Annotated in this window: 15 protein-coding genes; 4 read left to right on the top strand and 11 right to left on the bottom strand. The window is 69.2% G+C overall.

What is annotated here, in order from left to right; genetic code table 11:
• Window position 1: 1 nt before the first annotated feature.
• Both WBG06_RS15950 and WBG06_RS15945 read right to left on the bottom strand, forming a co-directional pair.
• Window positions 2-769 carry a class I SAM-dependent methyltransferase gene (locus WBG06_RS15950; RefSeq protein ID WP_336737846.1) on the bottom strand — a complete coding sequence of 256 codons (768 nt, stop codon included), beginning with the start codon at window positions 767-769 and terminating at the stop codon, window positions 2-4.
• A gap of 3 nt (window positions 770-772) precedes the next feature.
• Window positions 773-2029, bottom strand: coding sequence for a glycosyltransferase family 4 protein (locus WBG06_RS15945; protein ID WP_336737845.1), 1257 nt, complete (start codon window positions 2027-2029; stop codon window positions 773-775).
• A 186-nt stretch (window positions 2030-2215) separates the two neighbouring features.
• On the opposite strand from WBG06_RS15945, the gene WBG06_RS15940 reads away from it, so the two are divergent.
• Entirely contained in the window at window positions 2216-2779 is a 564-nt protein-coding gene (locus tag WBG06_RS15940; RefSeq protein ID WP_336737844.1) for a DUF1707 SHOCT-like domain-containing protein, read from the top strand.
• Here WBG06_RS15940 and WBG06_RS15935 read toward each other — a convergent pair.
• From WBG06_RS15935 to WBG06_RS15925, 3 genes are all read right to left on the bottom strand, one after another.
• Window positions 2743-4368, bottom strand: coding sequence for an ArnT family glycosyltransferase (locus WBG06_RS15935; protein WP_336737843.1), 1626 nt, complete (start codon window positions 4366-4368; stop codon window positions 2743-2745). The two genes, WBG06_RS15940 and WBG06_RS15935, sit on opposite strands and share 37 nt — an antisense overlap.
• A 98-nt stretch (window positions 4369-4466) precedes the next feature.
• On the bottom strand, window positions 4467-5765 hold the full coding sequence (locus WBG06_RS15930) for an MFS transporter (protein WP_336737842.1): 1299 nt from the start codon (window positions 5763-5765) through the stop codon (window positions 4467-4469).
• A gap of 9 nt (window positions 5766-5774) precedes the next feature.
• Complete coding sequence (locus tag WBG06_RS15925) at window positions 5775-7439, bottom strand: ArnT family glycosyltransferase (RefSeq protein WP_336737841.1); 1665 nt, start codon at window positions 7437-7439, stop codon at window positions 5775-5777.
• A 144-nt stretch (window positions 7440-7583) separates the two neighbouring features.
• Here WBG06_RS15925 and WBG06_RS15920 point away from each other — a divergent pair, with 144 nt between their 5' ends.
• Window positions 7584-8774: a macrolide family glycosyltransferase gene (locus tag WBG06_RS15920; RefSeq protein ID WP_336737840.1), complete on the top strand. Its 1191-nt coding sequence runs from the start codon at window positions 7584-7586 to the stop codon at window positions 8772-8774.
• Window positions 8775-8950: 176 nt separating this feature from the next.
• Here WBG06_RS15920 and uvrB read toward each other — a convergent pair whose 3' ends face one another.
• The 6 genes from uvrB to WBG06_RS15890 form a co-directional block, all read right to left on the bottom strand.
• Complete coding sequence (gene uvrB / locus WBG06_RS15915) at window positions 8951-11077, bottom strand: excinuclease ABC subunit UvrB (protein ID WP_336737839.1); 2127 nt, start codon at window positions 11075-11077, stop codon at window positions 8951-8953.
• Window positions 11078-11196: 119 nt separating this feature from the next.
• Entirely contained in the window at window positions 11197-12366 is a 1170-nt protein-coding gene (locus WBG06_RS15910; RefSeq protein ID WP_336737838.1) for a sulfotransferase family protein, read from the bottom strand.
• Window positions 12359-13153 (bottom strand): SDR family oxidoreductase, encoded by a 795-nt coding sequence (locus tag WBG06_RS15905; RefSeq protein WP_336737837.1) that lies wholly within the window; start codon window positions 13151-13153, stop codon window positions 12359-12361. Before WBG06_RS15905 ends, WBG06_RS15910 begins: the two co-directional genes overlap by 8 nt.
• Window positions 13154-13234: 81 nt before the next feature.
• Entirely contained in the window at window positions 13235-15607 is a 2373-nt protein-coding gene (locus WBG06_RS15900) for a serine/threonine protein kinase (RefSeq protein ID WP_336737836.1), read from the bottom strand.
• A gap of 78 nt (window positions 15608-15685) precedes the next feature.
• Window positions 15686-16843: a hypothetical protein gene (locus tag WBG06_RS15895; RefSeq protein WP_336737835.1), complete on the bottom strand. Its 1158-nt coding sequence runs from the start codon at window positions 16841-16843 to the stop codon at window positions 15686-15688.
• Window positions 16840-17724, bottom strand: a complete 885-nt coding sequence (locus WBG06_RS15890) for a TIGR03619 family F420-dependent LLM class oxidoreductase (RefSeq protein ID WP_336737834.1) — start codon at window positions 17722-17724, stop codon at window positions 16840-16842. Before WBG06_RS15890 ends, WBG06_RS15895 begins: the two co-directional genes overlap by 4 nt.
• Window positions 17725-17770: 46 nt before the next feature.
• On the opposite strand from WBG06_RS15890, the gene WBG06_RS15885 reads away from it, so the two are divergent.
• Both WBG06_RS15885 and WBG06_RS15880 read left to right on the top strand, forming a co-directional pair.
• A complete protein-coding gene (locus WBG06_RS15885; RefSeq protein ID WP_336737833.1) occupies window positions 17771-18259 on the top strand; it encodes a nitroreductase/quinone reductase family protein in 489 nt (162 codons plus the stop codon).
• An 11-nt stretch (window positions 18260-18270) separates the two neighbouring features.
• Window positions 18271-18696: a nuclear transport factor 2 family protein gene (locus tag WBG06_RS15880; protein ID WP_336737832.1), complete on the top strand. Its 426-nt coding sequence runs from the start codon at window positions 18271-18273 to the stop codon at window positions 18694-18696.
• Window positions 18697-18702 lie beyond the last annotated feature (6 nt).

The raw sequence follows: 18702 nt of genomic DNA, 5'->3' as shown, positions 1-18702 counted from the left end.
ATCAGTCGGCCGTGGTGGGGTCGGAGGCGACGGGGCCCGGCTTGCGGAAGTAGAGGACCATGCTCTTGCCGATCACCGGGTCGAGGACCTTGCCCGCGAGGCGCAGCGGCAGCGGGTTCTTCATGATCTCCCAGACCAGGATCTGGTGGTAGGCCTTGACCAGCGGGTTCTTGTCGTTGTCGACGCCGACAGCCGACTTCAGCCACCAGTAGGGGGCGTGCAGGCCGTGGGCGTAGGACTTGCCCTCGAAGATCATCGCGTCGCCCGGGGTGCCGTCGTTGGGACGGCCGGCCTTGGTGACCTTGTCGATGAGCTCGTGGTCGGTGTAGATGCGGATGTGGCCGCCGGGGGTGTTGTGGTAGTCCGCCGAGAGCTTCCAGTTGACGACCTCGGGAAGCCAGCGCGGGACCGAGATGGCGAGCGTGCCACCGGGGCGCAGCACCCGGACGAGCTCCTTGATCGCATCGACGTCGCGGTGGATGTGCTCGAGCACCTCGGCCGCGACGATCCGGTCGAACTCGCCGTCGGCGAACGGCAGCGAGAGCGCGTCGCCCTCCTTGATCTCTGCGTTCGCGCCCTCGGGGACCTCGTCGCGCATCGCGAAGAACCATTCGCTGACCTTGGCCAGCTCTTCGGCATCCTGGTCGAACGCGATCACGTCGGCGCCGCGGCGATACATCTCGAAGGCGTGCCGGCCACCGCCGGCACCCATGTCGAGCACACGCTCTCCGGCCTTCAGGCCAAGGCGGTCGAAGTCAACGGTGAGCACGGCTCACTTCCTCTCGTCTGAGCAAAACTCGTCGATGGACTGCTGATAGATCGCCGCCATCCGCTCGGCGACGGCGTGCCAGGAGAAGTGCTCCTCGACCCGGGCACGCCCGGCGGTCGAGTAGCGGGCCTGACGCTCCGGATCGTCGAGCAGCGCCGCGATGGCCTGCTCGAGCTCCTCGGTGTCCCCGGGGGTGACCTGGGCGGCGCACAGATCGTCGGGGCCGACGACCTCGGGGATCGCGCCGGCGCGGGAGACGACGAGCGGGGTGCCGCACGCCATCAGCTCGGCCGTGGGCAGCGAGAACCCCTCGTAGAGCGAGGGCACGCAGGCGATCTCCGCGGAGCCCATCAGCTCGACGAGCTCGGCATCGGAGATGCCGTTGACGAAACGTACGTGGTCCTTGATCGCGAGCTTCTCGATGAGCTGCTCGGTGGGACCGTCCTTCTTGGGCTTGGAGACGAGGACGAGCTCCAGGTCCCGTTCGGTGCGTAGCTTGGCGAAGGCCTCGAGCAGGAAGGCGATGCCCTTCAGCGGGGCGTCGGCGCTGGCCATGGCCAGGATCCGGCCGGGGATGCGCGGCTCGGTCGGCGGCACGAACTCCTCGGGGACACCGAGATGCACCGTCTGCACCCGCTCGGAGGGGACGCCGAAGTCGGTGAGGATGTCGCGCTTGGAGTTGTCCGAGGGCGTGATCACCCGCCGGAGCTGGGAGGCGACCTTGGCCTGCATCGCGACGAACGAGTACCAGCGCCACACGCCGAACTTCTTCCGCCAGCCCTGGGCGCTCTTCAGCTCGATGCGACGGTCGAACGAGATGGGGTGGTGGATCGTGGTCACCACGGGCAGGCCGAGCTCGGGCTCGATCCGCAGCAGCGGTGTGGCCAGCGTCTGGTTGTCGTGGACGATGTCGAAGTCGTCCGTGCGCTCCCTGAGCACTCGGAGCACGCGCTTGGCGTACGTCAGCGGCTCGGGGAACGCGCCGGTGCGCATCCGCGCCCACTCCTCGAGATCGATCCGGTCGCGGATCTCGGAGAGCTTCGGGTTGCCGAACGGGTTGGGCTCCTCGAAGAGGCCCAGGCTGGGCACCTTGGTGAGGGTGACCCCCTCCCCCTCGAGGTCGAGATCGGGATAGGGCTGCCCGGAGAAGACCTCGACCGTGTGCCCGAGCTTGGCCAGCTCCCGACTCAGATGGCGGATATAGACGCCTTGACCGCCGACATGCGGCTTGCTGCGATACGACAGCAGAGCGATCCGCATCCGCCACCTCCCTCGAAACCAGGCTGAGCAAAACTAGAACGTGTTCTATACTAGCAGGTAGCCAGCGCCAGTCACTCTAATGCAGTCCCTTCGACAGACGGCGTCGGGCTTGGCGTCTAGGCTGGTGGTGTGGAGGGTTTCTGGACGCGATTCCGTCTCGACCCGAGACGGTCCGACAACGCACGCATGCGCGCCTCCGATGCTGATCGCGAGGTCGTACGCTCCGTTCTCACCGATGCCTTCGCCGACGGCCGGCTGACCCGTGAGGAGCACGAGGAGCGAGTCAGCACCCTGCTCGCGGCTCGTACGCTCGGCGAGCTGCCCGGGCTGGTCGACGACCTCGTGGTCGTCGATCCCGCTGCGGCCGGCACGGAGAGCAACCCGGACCAGACGCTCAGCTTCCGGGAGCAGGGCGCGGCTGCCTACCGGAAAGAGCTCCAGGAGGCGATCGCCACCTTCCTGATGGTCAGCCTCATCACCTGGGGCATCTGGCTGTTCACCAGCGCGCCCGACGGGCACCCGTGGCCGATCTATCCGATGCTTTTCCTGGTCGTGAACCTGGTCGGCACCGGCGTACGCCGCGAGGCGATCGTGCAGCGCGAGGTGAACCGGCTCGAGAAGAAGGCCGCCAAGAAGGCGGCGAAGAAGGCTGCGCAGGCCGAGATCGAATCGACCCCCGAGGTCGGCGGTCCGATCCTCGGCCCGCCGACCACTCAGCCCGAGAAGGACCGTCGCGACGACCTCTTCTGACCACTGGTCAGCAGAGTGCCGACCGGCGCTGCGGCTTCCGCCGGACACGGGGCCGGGTCGAACGTCTCCGGTCGCAGCCGGCGGCGCAGCTGCGCGGTGACGTACGCGGCGACGGCGAGCATCACCACGTCGGCCGCGATCAGGGCGACGAGCCAGGCAGCGTCGGCCGGCCCGTCGATCCGCTGCTGGATGTGGAGATGGGCGACCAGCGCCGAGACGATGAACCCGGCACAGGCATAGAAGGCGATCACCAGGTCGACCCGCTCCTCATCGGGCACAGCGTCAGGCACAGCGTCGGGCACTGTGTCGGGGCAAGTCACCCAGCGTCGCCCGACGCGCAGGATCGCGAGCGAGGTCAGCGCGGCGATCGCCGGCAGGAACGGCACCGCGTAGCGGGCGTGGATCCAGCCGCCACCGGCGTGGAACGAGGCCAGGTTGACGATGATGATCACGCAGTAGATCCCCATCAGCGCGCGCACCGCCAGCTCCAGGCGCCGTTCCAGCAGCGTCGGCTCCGGACCGGGGATCACGACGCGGCGCATCACCCCGGCCGGCCGTGGCCGGGCCTTCGCGTTGGCGTCGAGCACCAAGCCGGTCACGGTGACGGCCAGGGTCGCCACGGCGGCCAGGATCCAGATCTTCGGGATCACGTCATCGGCCCACAGCGAGCCGTAGAGGTGCAGGTAGAGCTGTGGGTTGACGAGTTGGAAGAGCGTGTCGCCGTGGGTCTGCCGGGAGAACTTCTCGAAGAGCGCCGCGGAGGCGGTCGGGTCGCCGTAGAGCACGATGTTGCGTACGTAGAACCAGCCGATCACGATCACCGGCGCCAGTCCGATCCGGATCGCCAGGAACACACCCCGGCGGAACGTACGCATGGTCGGGTCGCGCAGCCACAGCGCGGCCAGCACACAGCCACCGAGCACGAGCACCGCCACCAGACCGGTCGAGCGGAAGCCGGCCGCGGCGACGCCGGCGACCGTCGCCCAGACGAGCCGGTCGCGCGTGACGCCCTCGCGCACCATGCGGAACCCGAGCAGCAGGGTCGTCGAAGCCGCGACCGTGCCCCAGCCGTCGTTGTAGATCGCGCCGCCGTCGTAGGTCACCGCGCCGCAGCCGAGCACCATCGCCGCGCCGAGCACCGCGACCACCCGGCGCCTGGGCACCAGCTCACGGGCGAGCAGCCCGACCAGGATGATGCTCAGGGCATAGCCGAGGGCGTTGAGCAGCCGCATCCCGAGGAGCGTGACGCCGACGTTGCCGACGGCGTCACCGAGCCAGACCAGCGGCAGGCTCATCACGTAGAAGAGCGGCGGATGGTTGGCCACCCAGATGTCGCGACGCGGCTCGTCGAGCCCGAAGAGCGCCTCGGCGAACTGCGGATAGCGCACCGGGTCGGCCGGGGTGTTCGTGTCGATCGTCGGCAGGACACCCTGGGACAGGACGATGGCGTACGCCGCGTGCTGCTTCTCGTCGGCCTTCAGCAGCGGCGGCATCCCGATCGCGTACTGCGCGCTCATGGCGAAGCCGAGCACCCCCAGCAGGAGCAGACACACGGTCACCTGGGACAGCGAGCGCGGGGGCGTAGGCACCTCGGCAACCTAGAGCGCCCGGGTGCCGTTCGACGGGCGCAACGGTTTGCGGTCAGGTGACGAGTCGGCGAACTGTGCGCACCCGCCGGCGGCTCGGCTCAGTCGGCGACCATCGACGATCCGGCGGCGACCTGCTCCCGGGTCGTACGGCGCCGCACGTCGCGGCGGTGACGCCAGATCTGCACCACGCCGAGACCCCAGAACAGGTATTGGACCGACATCGCCCAGCGGAACGCCTCCGGCGTGTAGGAGGTCGACGCCCCCGGCGTACGCCAGTCGAGGATCCAGCCGACCAGCACGATCACGAGCAGTGCCGCCACGAAGCCACCTTGGTTGATGATGCCGCTGGCGCTGGCCATCCGGGACGGCGGGTTGCTGGTGCGACCCACGTCGAAGCCGATCATCGAGGTCGGGCCACCGACACCGACCACGCACATCAGGAGCAGCAGGATCGGCAGCGGGGCCTCGCCCGGCCAGGCGAGCACAAGAGCCCAGACCGACGCCATCGCCGCGATCATCGTCAGGGCGACCGTCGACCGGTGCCAGGGATATCGGCCGGCGAGGATGCCCATCACCGGCCCCGCGGCGAGGGCCGCCACGACGGTGACCGAGAGCAGCGTGCCGGCGAGGGTGTCGGAGAGGCCCTCCGAGGCGACCAGGAACGGGAAGCCCCACAGCAGACCCATCAGATGGGAGCTGAACGGGGTGGAGAAGTGGATCCAGAAGCCCAGCCGGGTGCCCGGCTGATACCACGAGGCCCGCAGGCTGCGGCTGAGGTCGCGCGGCTTCAGGGCCGAGCCTCGGCGGTGGCGGTCGCCGGGACCGTCATGGACGAAGAGCCGCAGCAGCACGAGGAGCACCGGCCCGATCAGCGCCGCGGTCAGGTATGCCCGGGTCCAGCCCAGCTGGACGAGCGCCCAGGTCATCGGGACGGCCGCCGCGATCGCACCCAGCTGCCCGACCGTGCCGGTCAGCTGGCTGACCAGAGGTACGCGGCGGAGCGGGAACCACGACGGCACCAGCCGCAGGACGCAGATGAACGTCATCGCGTCGCCCATCCCCACGAACGTACGCGCCAGCAGGGCGAGGCCGTAGGAGTCCGCGAACGCGAACCCGATCTGTGCCAACGCCAGGATGAGCGCACCAGCGGAGAGGATCGTACGTGACCCGAAGCGGTCCACCAGCAGCCCGACCGGCACCTGCATGAGCGCGTAGACGAGCAGCTGGAGCATGACGAAGGTCGCCAGCTGGCTGGCGCCGATCCCGAACCGCTCCGTGGCCACCAGACCAGCGACCGCGAGGCTGCTCCGGTGGAAGACGGCCAAGCCGTAGACAGCGAGGGCGATGCCCCAGACGACCCATGCTCGTGCTGATGCCTCGGGATCCTGCTGGTTCACATAGAGAGGCTACTTTGTCTCCCGGGCCGACGAGGCCCCGGAGGTCTCCCGTGGACGCGCGACGTCGGTCACAGGTCCGGTCACAGCTCCGGTCACCGGCTCGTTCGAAGGGTCGGTGAGAGTCGGGACGGTGTCGAACGTGCCCGGCTGCATCCGCCGGCGGAGCTCGGTGGCGACGTACGCCGCGTACGCGAACATCACCAGGTCGGCGGCCACCAGGGCGACCAGGGCGAAGGTGCTGGTGACCGGCCCGTCGACGTACTGCTCGGTGTCGAGGTGGCAGATCAGGCCGACGACCATGAACGCGAGGGAGACACCCAGGCCGATGCGCAGGTCGCGGGCCTCGTCGAGCGCGGTCTCCCTCGAGCCGGGGCCCGTCGGGATGTTCTGGAACGGGACGATGCGCCCCAGGCGCAGTGCGGCGATCCCGGCTCCCGCGGCGAGGAACGGCAGGAACGGCACCGCGTAGCGAGCGTGGATCCAGCCGCCTCCTGCGATGAACCCGGCGACATTGACCAGGATCAGCAGGCAGTAACCGCCCAGGAGCGCCCAGATCGCGAGGTCCTGGCGATGCTGCATCGTGCTCTGCGGGGCGAGCCGGATGCGCCGCAGGACCCCCGTGCTGCGCGGGTTGGCCTTCGCGGCGGTGTCGAGCACAAGGCCCACCAGGGTGAGCGTGAGCACGACGGCGGCCGCCTGGCTCCAGTGGTTCGCGATGTTGCCGTCGGTCCACAGGCTGCCGAGGAGATGTCCGTAGAACTCCGGGTTGACCAGCTGGAACAGCGTGGTGCCGTTGGGCTCGCGCCCGAACTTCTCGAAGAGCGAGCTCGACGCGGTCGGATTGCCGTAGATCTGGATGTTGCGCACGTAGAACCATCCGAACGCCACGACCGGCGCCATCCCGATGCACGCAGCGATCCCGACAGCGCGCCAGACGGTGCTGCGCAGGAACGTACGCAGCGAGGGCTCGCGCAGCCACATCGCCACCAGGACGCAGGCGCCGAGGAAGAGGACCGCGACCAGGCCGGTCGAACGGAATCCGGCGGCGGCGACACCGACCGCGGCCGCGGCGATCACGCGCTCGCGGGTCACTCCCCGACGGATCATCCGGAACCCGAGGAGGAGCGTCAGGAACGCCGCTGCCGAGGACCAGCCGTCGTTGTAGATCCCGCCGCCCACGAAGGTCATCGCGCCGCAACCGAGGCACATCGCCGAGGCGATCACCGGCACCACCGGACGCCGTGGCACCAGCTCGCGTGCCAGCAGGCCGACCATGATGGTGGTCAGGGCGAACCCAAGGGCGTTGAGCAGCCGCATCCCGAGCAGTGTCAGACCCGGGGACCCGACCGCGTCGCCGAGCCAGACCAGCGGAAGACTCATCATGTAGAAGAGCGGCGGGTGGTTGGCGACCCAGATGTCACGGTGGGCCTCGTCGGCCCCGAAGAGGCTCTCGGCCAGCTGCGGGTAACGCGCCGGGTCGTCCGGGATGTCGGTGTCGATCGTCGGCAGCGTGCCCTGCGAGAGCGCCACCGCGTACGCCGCATGTGCCCGCTCGTCGGCCTTGAACAGCGCCGGCATCGCGATCGCCACCTGGGCGCTCATCGCAAAGCCGAGCACGCCCAGCAGGAGGACGCAGATCGTGGACTGGGACAGCGAGGTCCGAGGGACAGACACGCCGGCGACCGTAGCCCGCGAAACTGACGGATCACCCGGGCCTCGGCTCACGGCCGGTGAACAGAGCGCGACAGGTGGGTGAGCGAACGCCGATGCAAACTCGGTCGCACCGACCCCGGTAGGCCCGTTAGCGTCCGGTGGGTCATGACTACATCACTGCCACGACCACTGCCACGCCACATCGCCATGGTGGCCTCTCCCGCGATCAGCCACGTCCTGCCCAGCGTCGAGCTGATCAAGGAGCTGGTCGCGCGCGGCCACCGGGTCACCTACGCCACCCACGAGTCGATGGCCGACGCCATCAAGCCGACCGGGGCGGAGCTGGTACCGGTGCCGACGGTGCTGCCCGTCGAGGACCGCCAGTGGCCCGAGGACCCGGTCGCCGGAATGAGCATCTTCCTCGACGATGCGATGCTGGTGCTGCCGCACCTGCACGAGTTCTACGACGCCGAGCCCGCCGATCTCTATCTCTACGACATCGGAGGGTACGCCGCTCGAGCGCTCGCCGAGAAGCAGCAGCGCCCGTTCGTCCAGCTCTCGCCCACCTTCGTCGCCTGGGAGGGCTACGCGGAGGAGGTCGGCGCTCAGGTGCGGCAGCTCCCGGGTTACGACGCCTACCTCGCCCGGTTCTCGGCGTGGTTGGAGGAGTCGGGGGCCACTACTCGCGACCTCGACGGCTTCGCCGGAGCCCCGAAGCGTGCGCTCGCCCTGATCCCGCGGGCGATGCAGCCGCATGCGGACAAGGTCGCCGAGGACGTCGTCACCTTCGTCGGGCCGTGCTTCGCGCTCGACTCCGTCGAGACCTGGGCCCGTCCCGCCGGTGCCGAGCGCGTCCTGCTCGTCTCGCTCGGTTCGGCCTACACCGGCGATGCGGCCTTCTTCCGCGCCTGCATCGAGGCGTACGCAGCCCTCCCCGGCTGGCATGTCGTGATCTCGATCGGCACCCGCCTCGACCCCGCCGACCTCGGCGACCTGCCGGGCAACGTCGAGATCCACCGGTGGCTGCCGCAGCGCGCCGTCCTCGCCGAGGCGGACGCGTTCGTCACCCACGCCGGGATGGGCGGCAGCAGCGAAGGACTGATGGCGGGCGTCCCGATGATCGCGATCCCGCAGGCGGTCGACCAGTTCATGAACGCCGACCGTCTCGTCGAGCTCGGTGTCGCCCGGCGCATCGATGCCGAGGACGTCACCGCCTCTGCGCTGCGTACGGCACTGCTCGAGCTGCTCGACGATCCTGAGCGGGTCGCGCGGTCGGCTCAGCTGCGGGCGGATGCGCTCGCTGAGGGTGGCACTCGGCGGGCTGCTGATCTGATCGAGGGGATGCTTGGGCTGTAGCGCGTGTGAGTGTTGCGGTCCGTGGCGAGGGAACCCCTGCGGCGTGCTGTGTCGCCTGACTACTGCTTCGTCGCCAGCGCGCTCGCTTCGCTCGCGCGCCGCTCCTCGTTCGTCGGGAGCGGGCGTAAACCCTGGAGGCGCCTTCGGCGCGATAAGGGCTTACGCCCGCTCCCTCCTCACTTCGTCGCTTCCATCATCTGGCGGAGCTCCTTCTTGAGGTCAGAGATCTCGTCACGGAGCCGGGCGGCGACCTCGAACTGGAGCTCGGCGGCGGCGCCCTTCATCTGCTCGGTGAGGTCACCGATGAGCTGGGCCAGGTCGGAGGACGGGAGGCCGACGAGGCCGCGCTCGCGGGCCTCGCGGGCGGCGTCGCCGAGCATCGGGGTCGGGGACTTCGCGGCTGTCTTGCCCGCACGGCCCTTGGCCTCGGTGCCGGCCCAGGTGTTGAGCAGCTCTTGGGTGGACTCGTCCTCGCGGGCGAGCATGTCGGTGATGTCGGCGATCTTCTTGCGCAACGGCTGCGGGTCGATGCCGTTGGCCTCGTTGTAGGCCACCTGGATCGCACGACGACGGTTGGTCTCCTCGATCGCCGACTCCATGGACGGGGTGATCTTGTCCGCGTACATGTGCACCTGACCGGAGACATTTCGGGCCGCACGGCCGATCGTCTGGATCAGCGACTTGTCGGAGCGCAGGAAGCCCTCCTTGTCGGCGTCGAGGATCGAGACCAGCGAGACCTCGGGCAGGTCGAGACCCTCACGGAGCAGGTTGATGCCGACGAGGACGTCGTATTCTCCCAGCCGCAGGTCGCGGAGCAGCTCGATCCGCTTGAGGGTGTCGACCTCGGAGTGGAGGTAGCGGGTCCGGATCCCGGCATCGAGCAGGTAGTCGGTGAGGTCCTCGGACATCTTCTTGGTCAGCGTGGTGACCAGGACGCGCTCGTTCTTGGCCACCCGGTCGTTGATCTCACCGATCAGGTCGTCGATCTGGCCCTTGGTCGGCTTGATGATCACCTCGGGGTCGATCAGGCCGGTCGGGCGGATGATCTGCTCGACCGTGTCGCCCCCGACCTTGTCGAGCTCGTAGTCGCCCGGTGTCGCGGAGAGGTAGATCGTCTGTCCGATGCGCTCCAGGAACTCCTCCCACTTCAGCGGGCGGTTGTCCTGGGCGCTGGGCAGCCGGAAGCCGTGCTCGACGAGGTTGCGCTTGCGGGACATGTCGCCTTCGTACATCCCGCCGATCTGCGGGACCGCGACGTGCGACTCGTCGACGACGAGGACGAAGTCCTCGGGGAAATAGTCGAGCAGACAGTTGGGTGCCGAGCCTCGCTCACGGCCGTCGATGTGCATCGAGTAGTTCTCGATCCCGGAGCAGGAACCGACCTGGCGCATCATCTCGATGTCGTAGGTCGTGCGCATCCGCAACCGCTGCGCCTCGAGCATCTTGCCCTGCTTCTCGAAAGTGCTCAGCTGCTGGTCGAGCTCGGCCTCGATGCCGTTGATCGCGCGCTCCATGCGCTCAGGGCCGGCGACGTAGTGGGTCGCCGGGAAGACGTAGAGCTCCTGGTCCTCGGTGAGCACCTCGCCGGTGACCGCGTGCAGCGTCATCAGCCGCTCGATCTCGTCGCCGAAGAACTCGATCCGGACCGCGTGCTCCTCGTAGACCGGGAAGATCTCCAGGGTGTCGCCACGCACGCGGAAGGTGCCGCGCGTGAAGGAGAGGTCGTTGCGGGTGTATTGGATCTCCACCAGCCGGCGCAGGATCGAGTCACGGTCGTGCTCCTCCCCCACCCGCAGACGGATCATCCGGTCGACGTACTCCTGCGGGGTGCCGAGACCATAGATGCACGACACGGTGCTCACCACGATCACGTCGCGTCGGGTCAGCAGCGAGTTGGTGGCCGAGTGACGCAGCCGCTCGACCTCCTCGTTGATCGAGGAGTCCTTCTCGATGTAGGTGTCGGTCTGAGGGACATAGGCCTCAGGCTGGTAGTAGTCGTAGTAGGAGACGAAGTATTCGACCGCGTTGTCCGGGAAGAGCTGGCGCAGCTCGTTGGCGAACTGGGCGGCGAGGGTCTTGTTGGGCTGGAGCACCAGCATCGGGCGCTGCAACTGCTCGGCCGTCCACGCGACCGTCGCCGTCTTACCGGTGCCGGTCGCGCCGAGCAGGACGACGTCCTCGACGCCGTCCTGGATTCGCTTGGTGATCTCCGCGATCGCCGCCGGTTGGTCGCCCGAGGGCTGGTAGTCGGAGACCACCTTGAACGGGGCGACACGACGCTCGAGATCGGTGACAGGACGCATGATGTCCAGGCTACTCGGGACCACCGACAGTTCTGTTTGCGATTGCTTCGCAATTCGCGCAGCGCCTCCGCTTCACCCTGTGGCGGTTGCTTCGCAATTCGCGCAGCGCTGGCGCTGGGTCAGGAGGTGAAGGCCTGGCGAACCCCGTCCTCCGTCAGGCCGTAGTCGGCTAGGTGGTAGTCGTGCTTGGGCCGAGCGCTCCCCGACCGGGACTCCGCATCGATCCGCTCGACCTCGGCACGGGCCGCGTCGCTCCACGGGATGTCGAAGTGGGCGTAGATGCCCTCGACCGTGCCGACGGGGTCCTGGACGAAGGCGCGGTAGTCGACGTCGAAGAACTGGGCCTGGTCGTACCTCGCCCGGGTCTCACCGAAGGAGCGCCACGAACGAGACAGCATCTCCAGCTGCGTCGCCCCGATGGTCTCTCCGACGAAGGTGGTCGACATCCCGGCGGTCGCCTCGGCCGACAGCGAGCAGCCCGACGCGACCGAGACGACAGGGTCACGGTGGGTGACCACCACGAGCGCGTCCGGGTAGACCTCCATCAGCGCGTCGAGCGCGACCAGGTGCGAGGGGTTCTTGAGCACCCAGCGTTTGTCGGCGTCGTTGAGCCCGATGAGCTGCAGCGTACGGCGATGGACCTCGTACGCATCGCGCCAGTCCTGCTTCGCGAGCCAGGCCGAGTAGCGGGGGACGTGAGCGAGCGACTCGAACGAGATCGACTTGCCGCTCTGCCGGAGCACGCGCCAGCACTCCTCGACGCTGGTGGCGTCCATGTAGTGGATCCCCATGAACTCGGGGTTGGCGACATGGTGCTGCTGATAGGCGCCCTGGATCGCGTTGAAGATCGGGTCGTCCTCCCAGGTGTCCCGCGGTGGCCGCGGCTGGGGGAACTCGGTCAGCCACGTCTCGAGCCCCTGGTGGGCCGGGTCGGCGGCCAGCAGGCGGTGCAGCGCGGTGGTGCCGGTGCGGACGAGGCCGGTGACGAAGATCGGCCGCTCGATGCGTACGTCCTGGTACTGAGGGAACTCGGCGAGCCGAGCCTGCGTCATCAGCCGGCCGACGAGGGCGGACTTCACCTGGGAGCGGTGGAAGTAGTTGCCGACCGGGGTCAGCCCGGCCTCGGGCGAGGCGAGATCCTCGACGAGGAGCCGCAGCCCCTCCTCGTGCTCGGTCCCACCGAAGTCGCTCAGCCCGGTCGTGCGGATGGCGGCGGCGCAGATGTCCTCGTACGTCCCCACGTCCGCCCGCTCGCGCGGTGCGGTCTCCGCTGGCCGCGCCTCAGTCATGGAACTCCCCGCAGTCCACGTTGAGCACGGTCCCCGTGACCGCGGAGGCCAGGTCGCTGCCCAGGAACAGCGCCGCCCGGGCGACCTCCTCGGGGGTCGCGAGCCGCTTGAGGTCGGTCGGGGCCGCCTTCTCGTCGTAGACCTCCTGACGGGTCCGGCCGGACTCGGAGGCGATCCAGTCGAAGTAGGCCTTGTTGACGTCCTCGTAGATGTAGGACGGCGCCACGGAGTTGACCCGGATGCCCCGCGGGCCGAGCTCGGTGGCCAGCGAGGAGGCGAGGTGGGCGAGGGCGCCCTTGGAGAGCTTGTAACCGGCGAACTCCGGCTGGCTCTGGTAGAGCACCGCGGAGTTGATCATCACGATGGCGCCGCCGGGCTTGTCCGGGGTCGCCGCGAGCGCGTCAGCGAAGAGCGCCGAGAGCCGCAACGGCGCGTACACGTTGGACTCCTGGGCCAGCCGGAGCGCGTCGAGCGGGATCTGGGTCAGCGGGTCCATCGGCGGGATGCCGAAGGCGTTGTTGAGGAGTACGTCGACGCGCCCGAACTCCTCCAGCGCGGCGTCGACCAGGTGTCGCCGCGCGTCCTCGTCGGTGATGTCGGTCGGCACCACCAGCGCACGTCGTCCGTGCTCCTCGATGACGCCGGCCATCTTCTGCAGTCGCTTCTCGGTGCGGCTGGCGAGCACCAGGTCGGCGCCCATCAGCGCAGCCTGCTCGCCCAGCGAGCGGCCGAGGCCGGGGCCGACCCCCGAGAGCACGACGACCTTGCCATCCAGGAGTCCAGTCATGGCGCCTAGACTAGAACGTGTTTCATTTTTTTGAAAGGGTACGGCTGCGGAAGAGAACCGCTGGAAGGGTGGCGTTCCGGGTCAGGTCGGGAAGCTGAACCTGGCGACCTCGTCGACCCAGGCGGCGTACGCGCCGACCTCCTGCGGCACCGTCTGGGTTCGGACCAGATCGGCGTGGGCACGGATCACCCGGGACCAGTCGGCACACGGGCCGCAGGTCGCTCGCCCGCACCCCGCGGTGTGCTCGCGCGCGACCTTCTCGAGCAGATCGCGGAATGTCACACCGTCCTCGCCGGCCGCCAGCGCCTCGACCACCGCCCCGAGCACCTCGGACGCCTGCGTCGGGGCGCCGACCAGGATCGCCATCAGAATCCCGAGAGCCTGATGACCGGCCGGGTCGGCGTCCACCCCCGGTGCCGTACGCGCCAGCCGGTAGCCGGCCAGCAGCTTCCTGGCCGCCCCGGGCGTGGCGCAGAACCTGGCCAGCTCGCTCGTGAACAGCGCCTCGCCGGGGCTCATCTCGAAGCTCGTGACGTGACCCTTGCGGCCCGCCTGATCGCCGTTCCCCGTGGCCAGCGCGGAAGGCCATGACGGCACCGCCTGCCGCATCAGCGACCGCATGAACCGCACCGCCGGGTCGCCCGCGAACGCGCGCAGCGCGAAGGGCACGTCGAAGACCCTGGCGAGGTACGCCGCCGGATCGGCCACCCGGCCCTGGAGGGACCGACACAGCGTCCGCGCGTCCACTGCCACGACCACCGCGACGCCGTCCTGGCAGCTGAGCTCGTCGACGGCCTGCAGCACCCCGGACACCGTCGCCGGGTCGCATCGATCCAGATCGTCGACGTAGACGATGGTCCGCACCCTCCCCAGCGCGACCGGCACACCAGCAGGCGGGGCCGGCGGCGGCCCCGGCGGGGCTGCCCGCAGCGCCGCCTCGTAGGCCGCGACCTCCCGGTCCATCGCAGCGAGCGCCATGGTGGTCGTCATCGGCTGCTGGGTGCGGCGCTTGCCGCGAGGGCCGTCCTCCTCGGCGAGCCCCGCCAGCGCGGCCCGCATCTCGGCGGCCCGCCGCTGCGCGGCCTGGTGCTTCGCCACCAGCGGCGGAGGCTCGCTCCTGCCCGCGTCCCGCACGCTCGCGAGCACGCCGTTGGCGACATCCCCCTCGGAGTGCCGGCGTGCATCGATGCGTACGTGCCTGGTGCGGGCGGCGGCGTAGGCCTCCTCGTGCTCGGTGAGCTGGTCGATCCGCTCCTGGATCTTCCGCAGGAACCTCGACCGGCCGCTGCCCGGCAGCCCCTGCACGGCCACCGAGAGCGGGAGCTGGGTGTGCGGCGACGCGAGCAGGCGGGCCACCCGGTCGACATCGGTCCCGTGGCCGAGGACGTCGTCGCTGGATCCAGGTGCGGCGGTCGGCTCGCTCACGGGCGCGACCGCGGACTGGACCGCAGGCTCGAGCACCGGCCCCGTGACGATCGGCACCTCGGCCGTGTCGGCCGCCTCCAGCGACTCGACCTGCGGCGGATCGGGGACAGGGTCCGGAGCGAGAACGGCGACCTCAGGAGTCGCCACCACCGCGTCCGTGGGTTTGTCCCCGGGCTCGGCCATCCCGGCGAGCGGCGTCACGGGTAGTCCGAGCTCCTCCTCGACCCCTTGGAGCGACGTGGCGAAGTCGGCCGCGCTCCAGTGCCGGCCGGCCCGGCGCTTGGACATCGCCTTGCGCAGGGCCTCCTCGAACGACGCCGGGACGTCTGCCCGGCCGATGGCCGGCGGGTCGCACTCCCGGATCCGATCCACCAGCGCCTCGGGTCCGCCGGACGCGCCGACGTCCGCAAACGGCGTACGCCCCGCCAGCACCGTGTAGCAGGTCGCGGCCAGGCTCCAGATGTCCGCCCAGGCGCTCGGCTCGGGCGGCTCCGCGAGCATCTCCGGCGCCATCCACGGCAGCGAGGTCGCGCCGCCGCTGGGACGTCCGGCCGAGGAGAGCCGGCCGAAACCGGCCAGCTGCGGCTCTCCCCCGTTCGTCAGCAGGATGTTCGCCGGCTTCACATCCCCGTGCAGGATGCCGTGCCGAGCCGCGACGTCGAGCGCGCCGGCGACCTTGATCGTGAGGCTCAACGCCTCCGCGACCGCGAGGCGCTCGTTCCTCCGGCGCGACTCGAGATCGCCCGGACGGTGATCCATCACCACGAAGCTGCGGTCGTCGTCGGTGACACCAGAGGCGTGCACGGGCAGGACGTGGGGGTGGGCGGCGAGCTCGGCGACCTCTTTGGTCTCCGTGGCGAGCGCATCGTTGGCCTCGGCGTCGAGCCGGTCGTTCCAGACCTTCACGGCGACGTCGACCTGCTCCTGCTGCCACTGATAGAGAAAGACCGCGGAGGATGCGCCCGCGCCGATCAACCGGCGATGCCGGAATCCCGGGATCGACGGCGGCTCGTGGTGGGGGCTGGCCATGGGCGGCAATCATAGGGGCCCGACGTCATCGCGTCGCGGCCGTCCTTCGGCTGCGCTGGTCTGCGTCGGCCCGACGCGTCAGCTGAGCATCCTGCGCGCAACCGCGCGCTGACGTGCGGTGATCCGCTCCGCGTACCCCTCCGGGCTCAACGCCTCGGTATGCGGAAGCAGGTCTCGTACGTCCGCCAGCGCCACCTTGTGGACCACCGGCCCGTCGGCGGCGGTGAGATCACGTTCGAGCCGTTGCCAGCGCAGCATCAACGCACCCGTGCGGTGACCGGTGCACTCGAGCCAGTTGGCGATCGGCTGCCCCTCCAGCGGCGGGTGCTCGCTGATCACGAACCGCATCATGCCGTCCGGATCGGTGACCGCCTGCGCCTTCGTCAGGCTGGTCTGGTGGGTCTCGTAGTCGGTGGAGGCATACCAGTCCGACCCGATCTGGAAACCCTGGTAGGAGCAGTCGTCACACCGTGGCACCTCGACCACGAGCGCCTCGTCCTCGGCCAGCTCGTAGTGACCGATCGAGGAGAACTGCGACTCCAGACCGCCGGGTGTGCGCGCCGGCACGGTGAGCGTGTTGACGGGCTCCTTGTACTGGAAGAACTGGGGGAAGGCGAACCAGGTCTGGATCGAGCCGGTCAGCGACCGGGCGGCGACCTCGTACTTCTTCCGGAGCAGATCCTGGGTCAGCGGGCGGCGCGGGCGGCCGAGGGTGTCGGGGCGCTCGATGGTGATCGTGCCCCGGGTCTCGGTGTCCCAGTCGTTGAAGACCTCACGCACGATCAGGGTCTTCGCGCCCGGTTCGGCCGTATAGGTGAACTCGAACGAACCGTCGAAGTCGAGCTGCAGCTTCCGGTCGTCGAAGGCCATCAGGCTGGTCGCCGCGGAGTCCGCGGTGTAGGCGCCGCCCATCACCTGGAAGGAGAGGTCGGCACTGGTCCCACGACGACCGCGGATGACGTACTCGACGCCTTCGCGGAGGTAGGCGTTGAGGTAGACGGCGTCGGGATTGTCCAGGCCCTGCTTGGAGAACTGGTGGGTCGGGTTCACGAAGAGCGGCTGCTCGAGGTCATAGTCGAACGCCGTCTGCATCGCCATCCGGATCCGGCCGGAGAGGTATTCATAGCCCTCGAGCCGGTCCTGCTCGGTCCGGATGAACGGCGCGTTCGCGATCAGCTCCTCCGCCTCTGCGATCGCCTGCTGGAGCGGCGCGGTGAGGCCGTACGCAGCACTCATCCGTCGGCCTTGGCGATGATGTTCTCCGCGTACCACTCCAGATGCTTGATCTTCTTCTCCAGCGGCTCCGGGTCGGCACCCTTCACGTAGGGGTCGCGGAACCCGACGATGCAGTCGGTGACGCCCTTGTCCTCGAGCCGCTTGATCCCGTCGAGGTCGTACGCGTCGTAGCTGATCACGTGGACCTCGAAGTCGTCACGGGTGTCGCCCTCCTCGCGCCGGATCTCGGCGAGGCGCACCAGCAGACGGTCGAGCTCCTCACCGTCGCCACCGGCGTGCATCCAGCCGTCGCCCTTGAGCACCGCGCGGCGCAGGGCGGCGTCGGCGTGCCCACCGACGAGGAGCGGGATCCTCTCGGTCGGCGCGGGGCGCTGCTGGAGGGGCGCGAACTCGTAGAACTCACCCTCGTAGCCGAAGAAGTCGCCGGACGGATCGGTCAGGCCGCGCAGGATGTCCATGCACTCGTCCATCCGCTTGCCGCGGCGCTTCCAGTCGACACCGAGGGCGGCGAAGTCTTCTGGCCACGGGGACAGGCCGACGCCGAGCCCGAGCCGGTTGCCGGAGAGAAAGGCGAGGCTCGAGGCCTGCTTGGCTGCCAGCACCGGCGGGCGAACCGGCAGCTTCACCACGAACGGCGTCAGGCGCAGCGTCGTGGTCACCGCGAAGAGGTGGGCGCACAGGATGAACGCCTCGATGAACTCCTTGCCCTGCAGGAACTCCCGGTCGCCGGTGTCGGTGTAGGGATAGGTGGAGTCGGACTCCTCGGGATATATCAGGCTGTCGGCCACCGTCATGCTGGTGTAGCCGGCGGCCTCCGCCGCCTGAGCCAGCGGTGCGTAGTAGTCGGCCTGCGTCATTGCCTCGGCATAGGTGAAGCGCATGTGCCCACACTAGAACGTGTTCTAAGTTTCTGCCAGAGTGTTCACCATGTCGTCTTCGCCTGACCGTCCTCCGGGCCTGGACTCGCCGCTGACGGCGAGGATCATCAAGTACGGTGCCCGCGCCAACGCCGCTCTGTTCAAGCTGACCAACGGCCGCCGGGGAGGCACCTGGCGGGTGATGGCCGGATGGCGCAAGCCGGCCCCCGTCCTCCTCCTGGAGCACGTCGGCCGGAAGTCGGGCCGCACCTTCACCACTCCCCTGCTGTTCATGACCTCGGGCGACGATCTCGTGGTCGTCGGCTCCCAGGGCGGACTGCCCAAGGACCCGCAATGGGTCGCCAACCTGCGTGCCCAGCCAGACGTCGCCGTCCGCCTTCCCCGCCGTGGTCGGCGTCTCGTCCGGGCGCGCATCGCCGACCCTGCAGAGCGGGCTGCGCTGTGGCCGCAGCTCCTGGAGACGTACGCGGACTTCGAGACCTACCAGACCTGGACCGACCGGGAGATCCCGGTCATCGTCCTCTCGCCCCGATCCTGAGGAGAAGCTTCGTGGACCTGCAGATGCTGAGCGACCGCGCCGAGATCACGGACGCCCTGACCCGCTACACCCTGGCCGTCGACGACGGCGATTGGGACGCCCTGGACACGGTCTTCACGGCCGACGCCACGATCGACTACTCGGAGTCCGGCGGCACCGTCGGCGCATTTCCCGAGGTCAAGGCGTGGCTCGCCGAGATGCTCCCGGCCTTCTCCAGCAAGCGCCTGCACACCGTCGGCCAGGTCGGGATCACCTTCACCGACGACGGCGCCGACGTCGTGGCGTACTTCGACAACCCGATGGTCATCTCCGACGGTGCCGGCGGCGAGCGCGTGGTCGAGGTCGGCGGCCGCTACCGCCACACCTTCGTCCGTACGTCGGACGGCTGGCGCTCCCGGCACCTGCACGAGGAGGTCTTCTGGACCCGCGGCTTCTGACCAGCG

Origin of the sequence: Nocardioides sp. CCNWLW239, assembly GCF_037137035.1 — a bacterium.
In the GTDB taxonomy this organism is placed as follows: domain Bacteria; phylum Actinomycetota; class Actinomycetes; order Propionibacteriales; family Nocardioidaceae; genus Nocardioides.
Note: the sequence above shows the minus strand (reverse complement) of the source record. Positions and strands in the feature narration are given on the sequence as shown.